We start from the raw sequence: 17,187 nt of genomic DNA, 5'->3' as shown, positions 1-17,187 counted from the left end.
GTCATCAGTATCGCCGCAGACCCGCACATCCGCTCAGGGCGCGACGATCACGCACGCCACGCCAGACGCCGAGCAAGCCCGCGTCGCATCCGCCTTCGAAGCAAAACCACCCGCTTGGAGACGCGTCACGCCGCCCGCCTTCGCGTAGAAGGGCTGTGCACCGCGCAGCTTGCCGCGAACCTTGTTCCACTGCGTCTCGGCATTGCCCTGGTCGCGGAACGCGCCAAGCTGCACGCGCCAATTGCCCTTCTTACGCACCGGCGCGGGCTTGGCCGCAACAGCTTTTGCCGGCGCAGGTTTTGCCGGCACAGGCTTGGGCGGCTTCACCTGCGCCTGCCTGACCGGTGCCGGCTCGCGCGTCGGCGTCGGTTCCCGCGTCGGGGCCGGTTCGCGGGTCGGCCCGGGAATGCGCGCGGGAAGCGAACTCGGTGGCAGCTTCGACGGACGCGGCGCGCTGGCGGTACGCGGCGGCGCCATCGGCGTTTGCCCGACCGTCGCACGCGAAGGCCCCGGCGGCGGGGACTGCAACGCATATTGCTGCGCCAGCGCGGTGCCCTTCTCGCGGTCGGTGGGCGAGATATACTGGTCCATCTGCGCGAGCGTCTGCGAGGCCGACTGCAAGCCCGACGCCGAGGCCCGCGTCATCAGCGCATAGGCCCGCGGGAAATCGCGCGGTATGCCGTCGCCGTTGAACAGCATCGTCCCGAGCACCAGCTGCGCCCGCGGTTCACCATGCGCGACCGATTTCTGCAGCCACGGCAGCGCATCCGTCTTCTTTCCGGCCTGGAACAACGCGAGCCCGTAATTGTCGGCGGCCTGCACATGCCCCTGCATCGCCGCCTTCCGGAACCAGCTCTCAGCCAGCACCGGATCCAGCGGTACGCCGCGCCCGAGCTTGTACGCCTGCGCCAGGTTGAACTGCGCATCCGCATCGCCCGCCACCGCCAGCGGGCGCCACTCGGTGATCGCACGCGGATAATCGCCCTTCGCCCAGGCATCGACGCCGGCCTTCACATCGGCAAACGCGGGGGCGGCGGCCAGCATTCCGCTCAACGCGATCGCACCCACCAAAAGCTTACGCCGAACCGTCATCGCCATCCCTCATACCGTCTCGCCGCCACCATGCCGCCGTTCGTCGCGCAAGGCAAAGGGCGACCGTTCCCGATGCCCAACATCGCGCTTCGGTAAGTCATTATGAAGTCGCGTTAACCGCTTCTTTAAACCGACATGGCACTCCGTACGCGAATACCGGGAGTGGGAACTATGTGCGGTCTAGCGTTTGCCATGAAACAGGGATTGCCCCGATGACCACGCGCGCTCTCCTCCTCGGCGGCATCTCCGCCCTCCTGCTCGGGGGTACGATGGTCGGCTGTGCCGCGAACGGGGGCGGCATCGCGTCTGCCAGCGATCGCAACGCAGCACTCGCGACAAAGGGCGCGGCGGGCGATGCGGGGCAGGCACAGGCGGCACTCGCGCGCAACGATGGTCCTGTGGCGATCGGCTATGCGGAGCGTGCGGTGGCGCTGATGCCGCAGCAGGCGGACTACCGGATGCTGCTCGGGCAGAGCTATCTCAAGGGCGGGCGATTCGCCTCGGCCTCGCACGCGTTCGCCGACGCGCTGCAACTATCGCCGACCAACGGCAGGGCGGCGCTCAACCTCGCGCTGTCGCAGATCGCGACCGGAGACTGGCAGTCGGCGCGCCACGGCCTTGAAGCGAACGCCGCGATCATCCCGGCGGTCGATCGTGGCCTTGCCCTGTCGCTCGCGGGCGATACCGCGGGCGGGATCGCGGTCCTGACCGAAGCCGCCCGTTCGCCCGCGTCGAACGCAAAGGTGCGCCAGAACCTCGCGCTCAGCTTCGCACTGGCGGGACGCTGGCAGGAGGCACGCGTGGTCGCGGCAACGGACATGGCACCAGCAGACGTCGACGCGCGGCTCGAGCAATGGGCGCTGTTCGCTCAGCCGGCCAAGGCGTCGGACCAGGTGGCGAGCCTGCTCGGCGTTCGCGCAGTGGCGGATGCAGGACAGCCAGTCGCGCTGGCGTTGAACGCGCGTTCGCCGGAGACACCGGGTGTTCCCGAACAGGCCTTGGCGGCAGCGGATCCGGTCGTCGCGCCGACCGAAGCCGCCCCTGTGCAGATCGCTTCGGTATCAGCAGCTGGCGTCTCGAGAATCGCGTTCGGACCGCGACAGGAAATCGTCCAGGCGTTGCCGACGATGATGCTCCGTCAGGCCGGCGGCCCGATCAAGGTCGCGGCCACACCCGCGTCGTCGGGTCGCGCCATGGCGACTGCGGCGTATCAGGTGAAGGCGCCGGCGACCGGCAATTGGTACGTCCAACTCGGCGCCTTCGAGAGCGCGGGGGTCGCAAGGGACGGCTGGGCACGCGCCGCACGCCGGTTCGCGGTACTTGCCAGTTATTCGCCGAACGGCATGACGTTCAAGGCGAAGGGTGAGGATGTCTATCGCCTCTCGGTCGGCGGGTTCAGCAAGTCGGCAGCGAATGCGATGTGCCGCCAGTACCGGACGAAGGGCGGCGCTTGCTTCGTCCGCCAAGGCGCGGGCGACGTCATGGCGCAATGGTTGCGCAAGCCCGGCATGCAGATGGCGTCGCGATAACCGGCGTCTAAAAGGCCTACCCATTCTTAGGGTACCACCCCGGCGAAGGCCGGGGCCCAGTCGGGGAACGTCGCTAATTGAAGCCGGCCCTTCGTTACGCCGACCTTTCCAACTGGGCCCCGGCCTCCGCCGGGGTGGTGCACAATGGATCAGGTGTCTGACGAACTCACCGAACCTCGCGCCCACCCTTCCACAATCGCAACACCCGCCCCTGAACCGGCAAGCCATCGAACGGCGTATTCCCCGCCTCGGCAAGGAACGCCTCCCCGACGATCTGCCAAGGCGCCTGCTGGTCGAACAGCATCAGGTCGGCCGGCTTGCCGACCTCCAGCGTCCCCGTATCCAGCCCCAGCACCCGCGCCGGATTGCTCGCTAACAGCGCGAATAGCCGCTCCAGCGTCAACAACTCGTCACGCACCAGCATCAGCGCGAGCGGCAACAGCGTCTCCGCCCCCGCCATCCCGCTACTCGAATCGGTGAACGGCAGCCGCTTCTCCTCCGGCCCGCGCGGTTCATGCCCCGAACACAGCACGTCGATCGTACCATCGGCGATAGCATCGAGCGCCGCACGACGGTCGCTTTCGCCCCGCAAAGGCGGCGATAGCAGCGCAAACGACCGGAAATCACTGACAGCGATCTCCGACAGATGCAGATGCGCCGGCGTGATCCCGCAGGTCACCGACACGCCACGACGCTTCGCCGCACGGATCAGGTCGAACCCGGCCGCCGTCGTCACCTGGCGAATGTGGATCCGCGCCCCGGTATCCTCGGCAAGCATCAGGTCGCGCGCGATCGCCAACGCCTCCGCCACCGCCGGTGCGGCAGGCAGGCCGAGCCGGGTCGCCGTCTCGCCCTCGGTCGCAACCGCGCCGGCGGTAAGTCCCCCGTCCTCGGCATGCGCCATGACCGTCACGTCGAGATCGCGCGCATAGGCCAGCACGCGCCGCATCACGCCACTATCGGCGATCCAGTGCTTGCCCGTGCCCACCGCCTTCGCGCCAGCCGAAAGACAGATCGCCATCTCGGCAAGGTCATGGCCTGCAAGTCCGCGCGTGGCGGCGGCGATCGGGTGGATCCAGAGGTCGGGCTTGCCGATCAAGGCAGCGCGCTGGACGATACCGGGGTCGTCCAGCACCGGCGACTGGTCGGGCATGAGACCGATCCGCACGATCCCGCCAGCGCGGAAGGCGGCACGGTCGACCTTTGCCACGCCGAGATCGACGATCCCCGGCGCGACCGTCTTGCCGCCACAGTCGACGATGTCCGCATCGGCAGGAATATCGACGATCCCGGTCGCGACGATCACACCGTCGCGAACCAGCACATTACCCTTCGTCACGCCGCCGACCGGGCAGGCGAGCGTCGCGTTGGTGAGTGCGAGGATCATGCCCAACCCTCCACGCCGCGCGCTCTTCGCGTCAGCACGTCAAGGCACGCCATCCGGACGGCCACCCCCATCTCGACCTGCTCGGTAATCGCCGAGCGAGCGTGATCGGCGACAGCAGAGTCGATCTCCACACCCCGGTTCATCGGCCCAGGATGCATCACCAGCGCGTCGGGCGCCGCCTTCGCTAACCGGTCGAGGGTCAGGCCGTAGCGCATACGGTATTCGCGCGTGGAGGGCACATAAGCCCCATCCATCCGCTCGTTCTGCAATCGCAGCATCATCACCACGTCCGCACCCTCCAACGCCTTGTCGAAATCGGTGAAGGCACGCACGCCCATCCGCTCGATCATCGGCGGCATCAGCGTCGACGGCGCACAGACGCGGACCTCGGCTGCAAGCGCGGTGAGCGCTAGGATGTTAGACCGCGCGACCCGGCTGTGCAGCAGATCCCCGCAGATCACGACACGCTGCCCCGCGATAGAGCCCTTCCGCCGCCGGATCGTCAATGCATCGAGCAACGCCTGCGTCGGATGCTCATGCCGCCCGTCGCCCGCGTTCAATACCGGACAATCGACCTTGTCCGCGATCAACCGCACCGCGCCGCTAGACATATGCCGGATCACGATCACGTCCGCCCGCATCGCGTTCAACGTCATCGCCGTGTCGATCAGCGTCTCGCCCTTCTTCACGCTCGACTGCGCCGCATGCATGTTGACGACATCCGCCCCCAGCCGCTTCCCCGCGATCTCGAACGACAGCAAAGTCCGCGTGCTGTTCTCGAAAAACGCGTTGATCTGGGTAAGCCCCGCAAGCCGCTTGTCCGGCGTGGCATGAGTCCGGTTCGCCTCTACCCACGTCTCCGCCTCGTCGAGCAGGAACGCGATCTCGTGTGGCTGGAGCCCGTCGATACCGGTGAGATGCCGGTGCGGGAAGACGGCGCCGCCTTCGATGAGGGCGGCGGGGCGGTGATCTGAGGTTCGCATTAAAGCCGCGGGATAGTGTCCGCGGGGGCAGGGAGCAAGCGTCGCGACGCCTCGCCACAACCGCATGGTTAACTGCATTTTAGCGCGGGCATGGGATGGCGATGGCGAACGGGGAAAATGATGCAGGACGCAGCGGTACGGGCGATGGGGCGATGGTGGGAAACGCGGTGGTTCGCGCTGGCACTCGTCCTGGCGTCAGCGGTGCCGTTGCTATGGCCGGCGCTGCCCCCGCTCGGCGATCTGCCCGGCCATATGGGGCGCTGGCATATCGCCATGGCGCTGCCGACTTCCCCCGATCTGCAGCGTTATTACGCATATCACTGGGCGCTCATCCCCAACCTGGGCATGGACCTGCTCGTACCAGCGCTGTCGCACCTGTTCCCGTTCGAGGTCGCGACCAAGCTGGCGGTGATCGCGATCCCGATGCTGACCGCCACCGGACTGTTGTGGGCCGCGCGCGAGGCGCATGGGCGAATACCGCCGACCGCGATGTTCGCGTTGCCGCTCGCCTATGCCTGGCCGTTCCAGTTCGGCTTCGTCAATTTCGCGCTGTCTCAGGCGCTGGCGTTCTGCGCACTGGCACTGTGGATCCGGCTAGGGCGACAGGATCGCCTGATCGTACGCGCGCTGCTCTTCGTACCCATCGCATGCGTGATATGGATTTCGCACAGCTTCGGCTGGGGGCTTCTGGGGCTGATGGCAGCAGGCGCCGACATCGCGCGGCTCCGCACGGCAGGCCGTGGCTGGCCGGCGGCGCTCGTCGGCGCGGCGATCCAGTGTCTGTCGATGACGGTCCCGCTCCTCGTCATGCTGGCGTCTATCGGGGCCGGGACGGGCGCGGCAGCGGGCGGGCTCGGTGGCGAGGGCTGGTTCGACGCACCGGTGAAGCTGGTATGGCTCGTTTCGCTGTTCCGCGATCACTGGCCATGGTTCGATCTTCTCTCGCTGCTGCCGTTGATCGCCATGCTGTATGCGGGAATGCGGAGCGCTCGCCTCGGGTTCTCGCCGCTGCTGGGCATACCCGCGCTGTTGTGCCTCGCAGCGTTCGTCGTCCTCCCACGATTGCTGATGGGGGGCGCCTATGTCGACATGCGGATGGCTCCCGCCGCGGTGATGCTGGGATTGATCGCGATTGCGCCGCGAGATTCGCGAATGGCACGCACGCTGGCCGTGATGGCCACTGCATTCCTGGTCCTGCGCTTGGCAGGCACGACGCTGAGCTTTGTCGAACGCTCCAGCGATCAACAACGCGAACTCGCGGCCGTTGCAGCCATCCCGCACGGCGCTGCGGTACTCTCGTTAGTCGAGTTGCCATGTGGAGGCGCGTGGGACGACGCGCGGCGCAATCACCTTCCAGCCCTCGCGATCGTCCGACGCGACGTATTTACCAACGACCAATGGGCGATCGAAGGACAGCAATCGCTGCACATCCGCTACGCGATCGCCGCACCCTATACCGGGGACCCGACCCAGAGCGTCTTTCCGTCGATCTGTTCGACCGTCGGCTCCAACTTCGCCAAGGCGATCGCACGGTTTCCCCGCGCCGCGTTCACACACGTCTGGACGATCGGCTTCCCGCCAGGGGCTGCAAAGGCCGCCGACCTGCGCGTCATCTGGACCGATGGCCAGTCCACCCTATACCGGGTCGCGCGCTAGATCTGCGCCGTCACCAGCGCGTCGATCGCACCCTGGAGAATGTAGGCGGCGGCCATCTTGTCGACGAGTTCGGCGCGTTTGGCACGGCTGGCGTCCTGTTCGATCAGCGTGCGGGTGACCGCGACGGTCGACCAGCGCTCGTCCTGGAGCAGGATCGGGAGGCCCATGTCCTTGAGGTTCTGCGCGAACGCCCGCGTCGACTGCGACCGCGGGCTTTCGCTGCCGTCGAGGTTGATCGGCAGGCCGATGACGAGCCCGACGACCGCCTGCGCCTTGATGATCTCGGCGAGCGCGGCCTTGTCCTTCTGGAACTTGGTGCGGCGGATCAGGAGCGCGGGACTCGCGAAGCTCCAGCCCGCATCGCAGAGCGCGGTGCCGATCGTCTTGGTGCCGACGTCGAGACCGATCAGCCGGCCGCCGTTCGGGAGTGAGTCGCGGAAAAGGGCGGCGGAGAGCGTAATCATTTGAAGGCCGCCAGTCTGCGGTTGGCGTCGGCGCGGACGTTCGCCCAGAACAGGCTGTAGTCGTAGACGTGATAGTTGTTGCCGGGCAGCACGTACGGTCCGAGGTTCGGGCTCTCGCCGATCAGCAGGAAGCCGCGGTCGGCACAGCGTGCGGGTACGCTGCCGATCGCCATCGTCGCGGTCTTGAGGTCCGCGGACGGGACGAGCGTGCCGAGGTTGGCGGTCGCGGGCGCGGTCGCGTCGGCGGTGCCGGTCAGCGGGTTGGTGCATACCATCGGCGTGGCTTTCCGCGGCTGGCCGTTGAAGCCGGTGGTCTGGTCATAGGCATCGACGATCAGCGACGGATCGGCAGGTTCGGCAAAGCTTTCCCACGACAGGATACAGCCGGTCTGATCGGCAGTGCGGCATTCGGCGAGGCCCATCTTCGGAAGATCGGTCGCGCGTGAGACGGGCCAGCCGACGACATACGCCGCAACGATCCGCGCCTTCAGCTTCGGGTCGTTCGCAACGCGGTCGCGGAGCAGGCGAGTGAGGTGCAATGCGCCCTGGCTATGCCCGGCAAGGATGATCGGACGGGTCGGGCCGGCTTCCTTGAGGAACCGGTCGAACGCCGCAGAAACATCCCCGTAAGCCAATGCCAGTGCGCGTTCGCTGTCCGCAACGCTGGTCAGGAACGCGCCGAACGTCGCCTGACGGTAGCGTGGCGCCCAGATGTCGCCGGCCTCGTTGAACGCGCTCGCCTGGCCGCGCAGGAACAACTCCGCCCGCGCGTTGGTCTCGGGATCGTCGATCGGTGCGTTCCAATGGTCGCGGTTGATGTACGAGGTCGGGTGAATGAAGAAGATCGCCGCGCCCGTGCCGGGCCTGCCGGCGGTGTAGCCGGGGGGCGTCCAGAGCGCTGGGTTGCCGGGCGCGTCGGGGCGGGCGAGCCACATGATTTTCCGCGCATAGATGTTGTGCGGGGCTTCGCGTTGCGCCTGGAAAGTCTCGCTCGGCACCATCACTGCGCGCATCAACTGCGTGCCGAACAGGCGGTAGGCGAGCAGGGCGGCGATCGCGAGGACGATCATCGCGGCGACGAAATAGAGAAACTTGCGGGCCAAGCGGGACCTTCCGTGCAGGCGGTCCCGCTCCCGTGCCGTATGCGGGGGAAGGTTGCAATCGGTGCGTTCTTATTGGGGAAACTGGCGGCGGCGCGGAAATCCCTCGTTCCCCCGCGGAGGCGGGGGCCCAGGATCTCGGGCGGTATCGTTTGTAATCCTAGGCCCCCGCCTCCGCGGGGGAACCAGAAGAGGATGCTGCGCTAGAAGGGTGTTGCGCCCCCGCCGCGCCCGGTGCTAGCCGCACGGCATGTCCGTAGATACTGCAACCGTGAAGCGGATCGCGAGCCTTGCGCGCATCGCGATCACCGACGAGGACGCCGCCCGCATGGCGCCGGAACTCGGAAACATCCTTGGCTGGATCGAGATGCTCGAAGAGGTCGATACGACCGGTATCGAGCCGATGACCGCCGTCATCCCCAACACGCTGCGGCTGCGCGACGACGTCGTCAACGCCGACCCGCTGACCGGCGGCGGCATCCGCGAGCAGGTCCTCGCCAATGCACCCGTGGCCGAACACGGGTTCTTCGCCGTGCCGAAGGTGATCGAATAATGACCGACCTTACAGATCTCGGGATCGCAGGCATCCGCGACGGCGTCCGCGACGGCAGCTTCAAGGCGCGCGAAGTCGCCGATGCGTTCATCGTAAAGGTGAGCCAGGCCAAGGCGTTGAACGCGTTTCTAGTCGAAACTCCTGAGCACGCGATCGCCGCCGCGAATGCTGCCGATACCGCGCGCGAAGCCGGCGAGACGCTCAAGCCTCTGGCGGGCGTGCCAATCGGCATGAAGGACCTGTTCTGCACCAAGGGCGTCACGACGACCGCGGCGAGCCACATCCTCGAAGGCTTCACGCCGACCTACGAATCGACCGTCTCGCAGAATTTGTGGGACGCGGGCGCCGGGATGCTCGGCAAGCTGAACATGGACCAGTTCGCGATGGGCTCGTCGAACGAGACCTCCGCGTTCGGCAACGTGATCTCGCCTTGGAAGCGCAACGACGGCGGTAACGCCTCGCTCGCCCCCGGCGGCTCGTCGGGCGGTTCGTCGTCGGCAGTCGCCGCACGGCTCTGCCCCGGCGCGACCGGCACCGACACCGGCGGCTCGATCCGCCAGCCCGCCGCCTTCACCGGCATCAGCGGCATCAAGCCGACCTATGGCCGCTGCTCGCGCTGGGGGACGATCGCGTTCGCTTCGTCGCTCGACCAGGCCGGACCGATGGCACGCGACGTCCGCGACTGCGCGATCCTGCTCGAGGCGATGGCCGGGTTCGACGCCAAGGACGGCACCTCGTTGCAGCTCGAAGTGCCGAAGTGGGAAGCGGGTTTGTCCGGCAATCTCAACGGTCTGCGCGTCGGTATTCCCAAGGAATATCGCGTCGACGGGATGCCCGAGGAGATCGAGGCGCTCTGGCAGCAGGGCATCGACTGGCTGAAGGATGCCGGCGCGACGATCGTCGAGGTCTCGCTCCCGCACACCAAATACGCACTCCCCGCCTATTACATCATCGCGCCCGCCGAAGCCTCGTCGAACCTCGCGCGCTATGACGGCGTCCGCTACGGGATCCGCGACCTGCCGACCGGTGCCGGCCTGCAGGACATGTACGCAGCGACCCGCGCCGACGGCTTCGGCCCCGAGGTCAAGCGCCGCATCATGATCGGCACGTACGTCCTCTCGGCCGGCTTCTACGACGCGTATTACACGCAGGCGCAGAAGGTCCGGACGCTGATCGCGCGCGATTTCGAGCGGGCTTGGGAGACGTGCGACGTCCTGCTGACGCCGACCGCACCGTCGGCGGCTTTCGCGCTCGGCGAGAAGTCGGCCGATCCGATCGCGATGTATTTGAACGACGTCTTTACCGTGCCGTCGTCGCTCGCCGGGTTGCCGGCGATGTCGGTGCCGGGTGGTCTCGACAAGCAGGGCCTGCCGCTCGGGCTGCAGATCATCGGCAAGCCGCTCGACGAGCAAGGCGTGCTGAACGCAGGGCTCGCGATCGAACAGCGAGCAGGATTTACCGCGCGACCAGAGGCTTGGTGGTAACATGAGCGATTATCGTATCCAGGGCGAAACCGGCGAGTGGGAGGTCGTGGTCGGCCTCGAAGTGCACGCGCAGGTGACGTCGAACGCCAAACTCTTCTCGGGTGCGGCAACCGCGTTCGGCGCAGAGCCCAATACGCAGGTGTCGCTGGTCGATGCTGCGATGCCGGGCATGCTGCCGGTGCCGAACCGCGAGTGCATCCGCCAGGCGGTCCGCACCGGCATGGCGATCGAGGCGCAGATCAACAAATGGTCGCGGTTCGACCGGAAGAATTACTTCTACGCCGATCTGCCTCAGGGCTATCAGATCAGCCAGCTCTATCATCCGATCGTCGGTGAAGGCGCGATCGACATCAGCCTCGACGAGAAGAACCCCGATGCTGCGGGCAAGCGGATCGGCGTCGAGCGAATCCATGTCGAGCAGGATGCGGGCAAGCTGATGCACGACCAGCATCCAACGCAGTCGTACGTCGATCTCAACCGGTCGGGCGTTGCTCTGATGGAGATCGTATCGAAGCCCGACTTGGCATCGCCAGCGGAAACAGGGGCTTACCTGCGGAAGTTGCGATCGATCCTGCGCTATGTCGGATCGTGCGACGGCAATATGGAAGAGGGCTCGATGCGCGCCGACGTCAACGTCAGCGTGCGCAAGCCCGGCGACGAGCTCGGCACGCGGACCGAAACGAAGAACGTCAATTCGGTGCGCTTCGTGATGGCGGTGGTCGAGCAGGAGGCCAAGCGTCAGGTCGAGGTGCTGGAGGCCGGTGGCAAGATCCAGCAGGAAACGCGGCTCTACGATCCCGATCGCAACGAGACGCGCTCGATGCGGTCGAAGGAAGACGCGCATGATTACCGCTACTTCCCCGATCCGGACCTGTTGCCGCTGGTGCTCGACGATGCGTTCCTCGCCGAGTGTCGTGCTTCGTTGCCGGAACTGCCGGATGCCAAGCGCGCGCGGTACGAGGCGCTCGGGATCACCGCGTATCAGGCGACGGTGCTGACCGCCGAGGTCGAGGCGGCGCGGTGGTTCGATGCGTTGCTCGACGCGGGCGTGAAGCCGGCGGCGGCTGCGAACTGGACGACGTCGGAGCTGTTCGGTGCGCTGAACCGGACTGGCAAGGATATCGAGAATTCGCCGGTGTCGCCGGCGCAGGCGGCTGAGTTGCTGGGGCTCATCGCGGACGGCACGTTGTCGGGGAGTCTTGCCAAGCAGGTGTTCGAGGTGATGCTCGAGACCGGCGACGGCGCGGCGAAGGTGGTCGAGGATCGCGGGTTGAAGCAGACCAGCGATACCGGGGCTATCGAGGCTGTGATCGCCGACGTGATGGCGGCGAACGCTGACAAGGTTGCGGATTACCGGGGCGGTAAGGACAAGCTGTTCGGGTTCTTTGTGGGCCAGACGATGAAGGCGATGGGGGGGAAGGCTAACCCTGCTGTCGTAAACGAGGTTTTGAAGGGGATGCTTGGGAAGTCGGTGGCTTCGTAAAGCTATCGACTTTCTCTCTTTCCCGCACCTACCGGTTTCCCGCCCATGTCCGTTCTCCCGCAAAGGCGGGAGTCCAGGGTAACGAAACGCGGCGCTGCTTGATTCCTGGGCCCCCGCGTTCGCGAGGGAACTAGCAGAAGTGTAGTTCGCCCGCTCTCGACAGGCACCACCCCGGCAAAGGCCGGGGCCCAGTTGGGGAACGTTGCTGACTGAGCGCGGCGCTTCGTTACTGCGGCCTTTCCAACTGGGCCCCGGCCTCCGCCGGGGTGGGAGTAGTTGGGTGGAGTCGGGGAGCACCTGTGTACGGAGGAGCGTTACCCGTCCACCTTCTGCGGATGATGCGGCACGAGGATCAGCGTGTTCTCCTCCACCCGCCACGACGCGAGGCGCGACAGGAAGTTCATCCCCAGCACGTTGGTCGCGCCAAACGCTGGCGATACCACCACCTGCAAATCCCGCGCGACGATCGCGCCGAGCCGTAGCGAGGCAACCGTCCCTGTCTTCGCCGCGATAGACCCATTGGCAGTCTGCAACACGATCGGCACCACGCCAACCCGGGCCTCAATTCCCGCAGCCTCCGCCGTCTTCTCCGAAATAGCGGTAATCGTCGCGCCGCTATCGATCAGCAGCCGCTGGCTTACCCCGTCGATCGTAGCACGTGCCCAGAAATGCCCATCCGGCGACATCCGGATACGCACCTCGCCGCCGACCACCTGTTGGTCCTCGATCTTCAAGAACCGCGCGATCTTGCCGACATAGGGATCGAACTGACGCCGCTGGTCGATCGCGACGAACAGCAGTCCGACAAGGACAAGCGTCATCGCCAGATTGACGAGCGTGCGAATGATCGGGATGCGCTGAGCCAGGATCAGCAGCAATACGGCAATCCCGAGCACGATATACAGGCTCTCGTGCTCGGCAAAGGTGGGAATCGTAGAGATTATCGGGTCCTGATTGGTGGGGATGGTATCGTATAGATAGCCACCCCCGCCTGTATGGTTGCTGACGCCAGCTTACTGCGCGTCGTTGTCCTGGTTCTTCACGACGCCGCCGGTGCCGCCGACGCCATCGGGCAGGCCGGTATCCGTGAACGTCTCAGGCTCGTCGCCGCCTTCGCCGCGCTCGACCGCGTCGGAGCGCGAATCCACCGCCTGTTCGATATCGCTGCGAGTATCCTCGTCACGATCCTGGGGAGCGTTTCGGGGTTCGTGCCGGAATGCGGATCATTCACGTTCAAAACTCCGGCTGGACGGGTGCGGGATCGCTCGACGGCGTTCCGGGGGCAGGGACGTCGATGTCCGGCGCGGGCGGATTGAACTCGGGCGGCGGCGCCGTCGGCTCGACGGGCGACGTCGGGGTCGGGAATTCTGCCGGGGGTTGGGTAGCCATGATGTCTCTCCTTCTAAATGTTCAACGCCTGTAATCATTGGGAGTTGCCTATCTGCTTGCCCCCGCATGCAACGTTGGTATAGACGCGCCCGCTACGGCGATGTCCTGTGCGGGCGTGGCGGAACTGGTAGACGCGCTTGGTTTAGGTCCAAGTATCGCAAGATGTGGGGGTTCGAGTCCCTTCGCCCGCACCAGCCCGCCGCGCAGGCGAGGCGACCGCCCGAAGAATTATCCTGAATGCTCTTTTAGACAAAGGCCGGACATGCAGACTGTCGAGACGTTGAACGAGGGCCTCAAGCGCGCCTTTACGCTCACCATCACCGCGAAGGATATCGATGCCAAGGTCGATGTCGAGCTGAAGCGCCTCGCGCCGCAGATGAAGATGCCGGGCTTCCGTCCGGGCAAGGTGCCGGCGAACCTCATCCGCAAGATGCACGGTCCGGCGCTGACGCAGGACGCGCTGAACGCGGCGATCCAGGAGAGCGTCCAGACGCTCGTCGCCGAGAAGCAGCTTCGCCCCGCGATGCAGCCTTCGGTCGAGCTGGAAGACGGCTATGACCTCGGCAAGGACGCCGTGGTCAAGGTCGAGATGGAGGTCCTTCCGCAGGTCCCCGCACCCGCGATCGACGGCATCAAGCTCGAGCGCCTGACCGTGCCCGTCGCGGACGACGCGGTCACCGAGCAGCTCCAGAAGTTTGCCGACCAGCAGAAGAAGTGGGATGACGCGGCCGACGATTACGTCGCGGCGATGGGCGATCTCGTTACCGTCGATTTCGCCGGCAAGACCGCCGACGGCGTCGCGTTCGAGGGCGGCACGGGCACCGACATGGGCGTCGAGCTTGGTTCGGGCCGTCTGATCCCCGGCTTCGAGGATCAGCTCGTCGGCGTGAAGACCGGCGACGACAAGGTCCTGAACGTGACCTTCCCCGAAGAGTATCAGGAGAAGTCGCTCGCGGGCCAGCCGGCGACGTTCGACATCACCGTCAAGTCGGTGAAGACCGCGGGCGAGAGCAAGATCGACGAGGATCTGGCGAAGTCGCTGGGTCTCGAGAGCCTCGAGCAGCTCACGGGGCTGTTGAAGGGTCAGATCGAGCAGGAGCATAACGGTCTCACGCGCACGCACATGAAGCGCAAGCTGCTCGACCAGCTCGCCGAGGGTCATGACTTCGAAGTGCCGCCGTCGATGGTTGAAGCCGAGTTCAACCAGATCTGGTCGCAGCTCCAGCATGAAGCCACGCACGAAGCCGATCCCGAGGCCGCGATGGCCGAGATGGAAGGCGAGCGCGACGATTACCGCAAGATCGCCGAGCGTCGCGTGCGCCTTGGCCTGCTCCTGTCCGAGATCGGTCAGGCGAACGGCGTCGAGGTTTCGAACCAGGAGATGCAGCGTCTGCTCGCACAGGCCGCGCAGCAGTATCCTGCCGAACAGCGCCAGCAGTTCATGCAGTACGTCCAGCAGGAGCCGATGGCAGCTGCCCAGCTGCGCGCGCCGCTGTATGAGGACAAAGTCGTCGACTTCCTGTTCGAGAAGGCCGAGATCACTGACCGTGAAGCCACGCGCGAGGAGCTTGAGGCCGCGATCGAGAGCGAGGACGGGTTCGCCAGCGGCACCCACACGCATGATCACGACAACCACAAGCCGAAGAAGAAGGCCGCTGCCAAGAAGGCCAAGCCAGCTTCGGACGAGGCTGCTTCGGATGACGCCGTGACGGACGAGGCAGCTGCTTCGGACGCGACGGAAGAGGCCAAGCCTGCGAAGAAGGCGCCTGCTAAGAAGAAGGCGGCTCCTGTCGAAGCGGAGACCGCCGTGACGGAGTCGTCGCCGGTTGCTGCCGAGAACGCAGAGGGCGCCGAAGCCGCAGACGCACCGGCGAAGAAGCCGCGCGCGAAGAAGGCTCCGACCAAGACCGAGGGGTAACTTACGTTCGAGCGCCTCAGTAATTGAGGCGCTCTAGCCCACCGGGTCACCTCCCCGGCGGAGGCCGGGGTCCAATTGGAAAGGTAGCTGTAACGATGCGCGATGCTTCGTTATGGACCTTTCCCAATTGGGCCCCGGCCTCCGCCGGGGAAGTGCGTTTTCAGGGTGGTTCGGTGGCCGATAATACCGTTTTAAACTTCGCTGGGCAGGGCAGGCCATGACCGAACCGAGAATCGCCGTCCTGCTCCCCTGCTACAACGAGGAAGCCGCGATCGCGCAGACGATCGCCGGGTTCCGCGATGCGCTGCCGGGCGCCACGATCTACGTCTACGACAACAACAGCGCCGACCGCACGATCGAGGTCGCACGCGCCGCTGGAGCCGTCGTCCGAACCGAGCGCATCCAGGGCAAGGGCGCGGTCGTCCGCCGCATGTTCGCCGATATCGATGCGGACATCTACGTCATGGCCGACGGCGACGCGACCTATGACGCCGCCTCTGCCCCGAATTTGGTCGTTCGCGTCCTCGAGGAGCAACTCGACATGGTCGTCGGCTCGCGCATCAGCCAGGTCCAGGAAAGCTATCGCCGCGGGCACCGCTTCGGCAACGCGCTGCTCACTGGCATGCTCGCCCGCCTGTTCGGCCGGAGCTTCACCGACATCCTCTCGGGCTACCGCGTGTTCTCGCGCCGGTTCGTGAAAAGCTTCCCGTCGCTGTCCGCCGGGTTCGAGATCGAGACCGAGATCAGCGTCCACGCGCTCGAATTGAAGATGCCGATCGGTGAGGTCGAGACGCCCTATTACGCGCGTCCCGAAGGCTCCGAATCGAAGCTCAGCACCTACGGCGACGGCTGGCGCATCCTCCGCACGATCATGACGCTGTACCGGATCGAGCGGCCGCTGTGGTTCTTCGGCGCGATCGGCAGCGTGTTCGGCCTGCTCGCGCTGATCCTCGGCATCCCACTGGTACTCACCTACATCGAGATCCACCAGGTCCCCCGCTTCCCGACTGCGATCCTGATCACCGGCCTCGGCATATTCGCCGCGCTCAACGTCTTCACCGGCCTGATCCTGGACACGGTCGTAAGAGGCCGCCGAGAAGTCCGCCGCCTGGCGTACCTGGCCTACCCCGCCCCAGGCATCTGACTCCCTCGCCCCTCCGGGGAGAGGGAAGGAGGAGCCACTTGGCGACGGGAGGGTGAGGGGCGGTTGGCGGATCCCAACCGCCCCTCACCCTCCCACCCGCAAGTACGGGCGGGCCCCTCCCTCTCCCCGGAGGGGCGAGGGTTAAGGAGGGCTTGAACTCCCCTCTCGGACCGCCGATGTTAGCGGTTCACTGGGGCATAAGAGAGATTTCCATGCACAATCCGTTCGAGACCGGCGATTTCGCGAGCCCGTTGGCCAGCGCCGGGCTCGGCCTGCCGCAGACGCAAGCAGGCCTGGTTCCCATCGTCATCGAGCAGTCGAACCGCGGCGAGCGTTCGTTCGACATCTTCTCGCGCCTGCTCCGCGAGCGCATCATCTTCGTGACCGGTGGCGTCGAGGACGGCATGGCGTCGCTGATCACCGCGCAGTTGCTCTTCCTCGAGTCCGAGAACCCGAAGAAGGACATCTTCATGTACATCAACTCGCCGGGCGGCGTCGTCACGGCGGGCATGGCGATCCACGACACGATGCGGTACATCCGTCCGCGCGTCGGCACGGTGTGCATCGGCCAGGCCGCGTCGATGGGCAGCTTCCTGCTCGCGAGTGGCGAGCCCGGCATGCGCGTTGCGATGACCAACGCACGCATCATGATCCATCAGCCATCGGGTGGTGCACAGGGCATGGCCAGCGACATCGAGATCCAGGCCCGCGAGATCCTGCGCATCCGCAAGCGCATGAACGAACTGTATTCGCAGTATACCGGCCAGCCGATCGAAGAGATCGAGCGCCGGATGGACCGCGATACGTTCCTCGAAGCGAACGAGGCGAAGGATTTCGGGCTGATCGACGAGGTGTTCGACAAGCGTCCGGCGGTATCCGAGGATGGTGCGAAACCCGCCTAAGCGACACTGGCATGGGGCGAATCGTAAACCCCGCCGGTTTATTTGATTGTAGGAACTCCGGGGTGCGTTACGGTAGCGGCCCCGGAAACGGCACGTGCACCGA

At 65.9% G+C, this 17,187-nt stretch carries 16 protein-coding genes and 1 tRNA gene; 9 read left to right on the top strand and 8 right to left on the bottom strand.

Annotated elements, in window-relative coordinates:
* Positions 1-33: 33 nt before the first annotated feature.
* Entirely contained in the window at positions 34-1,092 is a 1,059-nt protein-coding gene (locus ASE69_RS03155; RefSeq protein WP_056483106.1) for an SPOR domain-containing protein, read from the bottom strand.
* A gap of 212 nt (positions 1,093-1,304) precedes the next feature.
* On the opposite strand from ASE69_RS03155, the gene ASE69_RS03150 reads away from it, so the two are divergent.
* Positions 1,305-2,621 carry a tetratricopeptide repeat protein gene (locus tag ASE69_RS03150; protein ID WP_056482606.1) on the top strand — a complete coding sequence of 439 codons (1,317 nt, stop codon included), beginning with the start codon at positions 1,305-1,307 and terminating at the stop codon, positions 2,619-2,621.
* A 166-nt stretch (positions 2,622-2,787) separates the two neighbouring features.
* Here ASE69_RS03150 and ASE69_RS03145 read toward each other — a convergent pair whose 3' ends face one another.
* Together ASE69_RS03145 and ASE69_RS03140 are read right to left on the bottom strand one after the other, a co-directional pair.
* Entirely contained in the window at positions 2,788-4,008 is a 1,221-nt protein-coding gene (locus tag ASE69_RS03145; protein WP_056482603.1) for a dihydroorotase, read from the bottom strand.
* Positions 4,005-4,991 carry an aspartate carbamoyltransferase catalytic subunit gene (locus ASE69_RS03140; protein ID WP_056482600.1) on the bottom strand — a complete coding sequence of 329 codons (987 nt, stop codon included), beginning with the start codon at positions 4,989-4,991 and terminating at the stop codon, positions 4,005-4,007. Before ASE69_RS03140 ends, ASE69_RS03145 begins: the two co-directional genes overlap by 4 nt.
* A 117-nt stretch (positions 4,992-5,108) precedes the next feature.
* Between ASE69_RS03140 and ASE69_RS03135 the strand changes: the two genes are divergently transcribed.
* Positions 5,109-6,647 carry a hypothetical protein gene (locus ASE69_RS03135; RefSeq protein ID WP_082452783.1) on the top strand — a complete coding sequence of 513 codons (1,539 nt, stop codon included), beginning with the start codon at positions 5,109-5,111 and terminating at the stop codon, positions 6,645-6,647.
* On the opposite strand, the gene ruvX is transcribed toward ASE69_RS03135, so the two are convergent.
* Both ruvX and ASE69_RS03125 read right to left on the bottom strand, forming a co-directional pair.
* Positions 6,644-7,111 (bottom strand): Holliday junction resolvase RuvX, encoded by a 468-nt coding sequence (ruvX, locus tag ASE69_RS03130; RefSeq protein WP_056482597.1) that lies wholly within the window; start codon positions 7,109-7,111, stop codon positions 6,644-6,646. The two genes, ASE69_RS03135 and ruvX, sit on opposite strands and share 4 nt — an antisense overlap.
* Complete coding sequence (locus tag ASE69_RS03125) at positions 7,108-8,214, bottom strand: DUF3089 domain-containing protein (protein ID WP_056482594.1); 1,107 nt, start codon at positions 8,212-8,214, stop codon at positions 7,108-7,110. Before ASE69_RS03125 ends, ruvX begins: the two co-directional genes overlap by 4 nt.
* A 247-nt stretch (positions 8,215-8,461) precedes the next feature.
* Between ASE69_RS03125 and gatC the strand changes: the two genes are divergently transcribed.
* Genes gatC through gatB form a run of 3 tightly spaced genes read left to right on the top strand, consistent with a single transcriptional unit; the run spans position 8,462 to position 11,731 of the window.
* Positions 8,462-8,764: an Asp-tRNA(Asn)/Glu-tRNA(Gln) amidotransferase subunit GatC gene (gene gatC, locus ASE69_RS03120; protein WP_056048145.1), complete on the top strand. Its 303-nt coding sequence runs from the start codon at positions 8,462-8,464 to the stop codon at positions 8,762-8,764.
* The gene (gene gatA / locus ASE69_RS03115; RefSeq protein WP_056482591.1) at positions 8,764-10,248 is read left to right on the top strand and encodes an Asp-tRNA(Asn)/Glu-tRNA(Gln) amidotransferase subunit GatA; all 1,485 of its coding nucleotides are present in this window, start codon (positions 8,764-8,766) and stop codon (positions 10,246-10,248) included. Before gatC ends, gatA begins: the two co-directional genes overlap by 1 nt.
* A gap of 1 nt (position 10,249) precedes the next feature.
* Positions 10,250-11,731, top strand: a complete 1,482-nt coding sequence (gene gatB / locus ASE69_RS03110; RefSeq protein WP_056482588.1) for an Asp-tRNA(Asn)/Glu-tRNA(Gln) amidotransferase subunit GatB — start codon at positions 10,250-10,252, stop codon at positions 11,729-11,731.
* 314 nt (positions 11,732-12,045) lie between these two features.
* Here the strand turns inward: gatB and ASE69_RS03105 are convergent, their stop codons facing one another.
* The 3 genes from ASE69_RS03105 to ASE69_RS22485 all read right to left on the bottom strand — a co-directional run bounded on the left by ASE69_RS03105 (position 12,046) and on the right by ASE69_RS22485 (position 13,120).
* The gene (locus ASE69_RS03105; protein ID WP_235517969.1) at positions 12,046-12,627 is read right to left on the bottom strand and encodes a TIGR02281 family clan AA aspartic protease; all 582 of its coding nucleotides are present in this window, start codon (positions 12,625-12,627) and stop codon (positions 12,046-12,048) included.
* A 117-nt stretch (positions 12,628-12,744) separates the two neighbouring features.
* A complete protein-coding gene (locus tag ASE69_RS23175) occupies positions 12,745-12,879 on the bottom strand; it encodes a hypothetical protein (protein WP_268795468.1) in 135 nt (44 codons plus the stop codon).
* Positions 12,880-12,964: 85 nt separating this feature from the next.
* Positions 12,965-13,120: a hypothetical protein gene (locus ASE69_RS22485; RefSeq protein ID WP_181321082.1), complete on the bottom strand. Its 156-nt coding sequence runs from the start codon at positions 13,118-13,120 to the stop codon at positions 12,965-12,967.
* A 109-nt stretch (positions 13,121-13,229) separates the two neighbouring features.
* On the opposite strand from ASE69_RS22485, the gene ASE69_RS03100 reads away from it, so the two are divergent.
* The 4 genes from ASE69_RS03100 to ASE69_RS03085 all read left to right on the top strand — a co-directional run bounded on the left by ASE69_RS03100 (position 13,230) and on the right by ASE69_RS03085 (position 17,084).
* Positions 13,230-13,314, top strand: a tRNA-Leu gene (locus ASE69_RS03100).
* 68 nt (positions 13,315-13,382) lie between these two features.
* The gene (gene tig, locus ASE69_RS03095) at positions 13,383-15,038 is read left to right on the top strand and encodes a trigger factor (protein WP_056482582.1); all 1,656 of its coding nucleotides are present in this window, start codon (positions 13,383-13,385) and stop codon (positions 15,036-15,038) included.
* Between the two features lie 217 nt (positions 15,039-15,255).
* The gene (locus ASE69_RS03090) at positions 15,256-16,182 is read left to right on the top strand and encodes a glycosyltransferase family 2 protein (protein WP_056482579.1); all 927 of its coding nucleotides are present in this window, start codon (positions 15,256-15,258) and stop codon (positions 16,180-16,182) included.
* Positions 16,183-16,394: 212 nt separating this feature from the next.
* Positions 16,395-17,084, top strand: a complete 690-nt coding sequence (locus ASE69_RS03085; RefSeq protein ID WP_056482576.1) for an ATP-dependent Clp protease proteolytic subunit — start codon at positions 16,395-16,397, stop codon at positions 17,082-17,084.
* Positions 17,085-17,187 lie beyond the last annotated feature (103 nt).

This window comes from Sphingomonas sp. Leaf208 (assembly GCF_001421415.1).
Taxonomy (GTDB): domain Bacteria; phylum Pseudomonadota; class Alphaproteobacteria; order Sphingomonadales; family Sphingomonadaceae; genus Sphingomonas.
The sequence above is the reverse complement of the archived record's forward strand: the minus strand, read 5'-3'. Positions and strand labels throughout refer to the sequence as shown.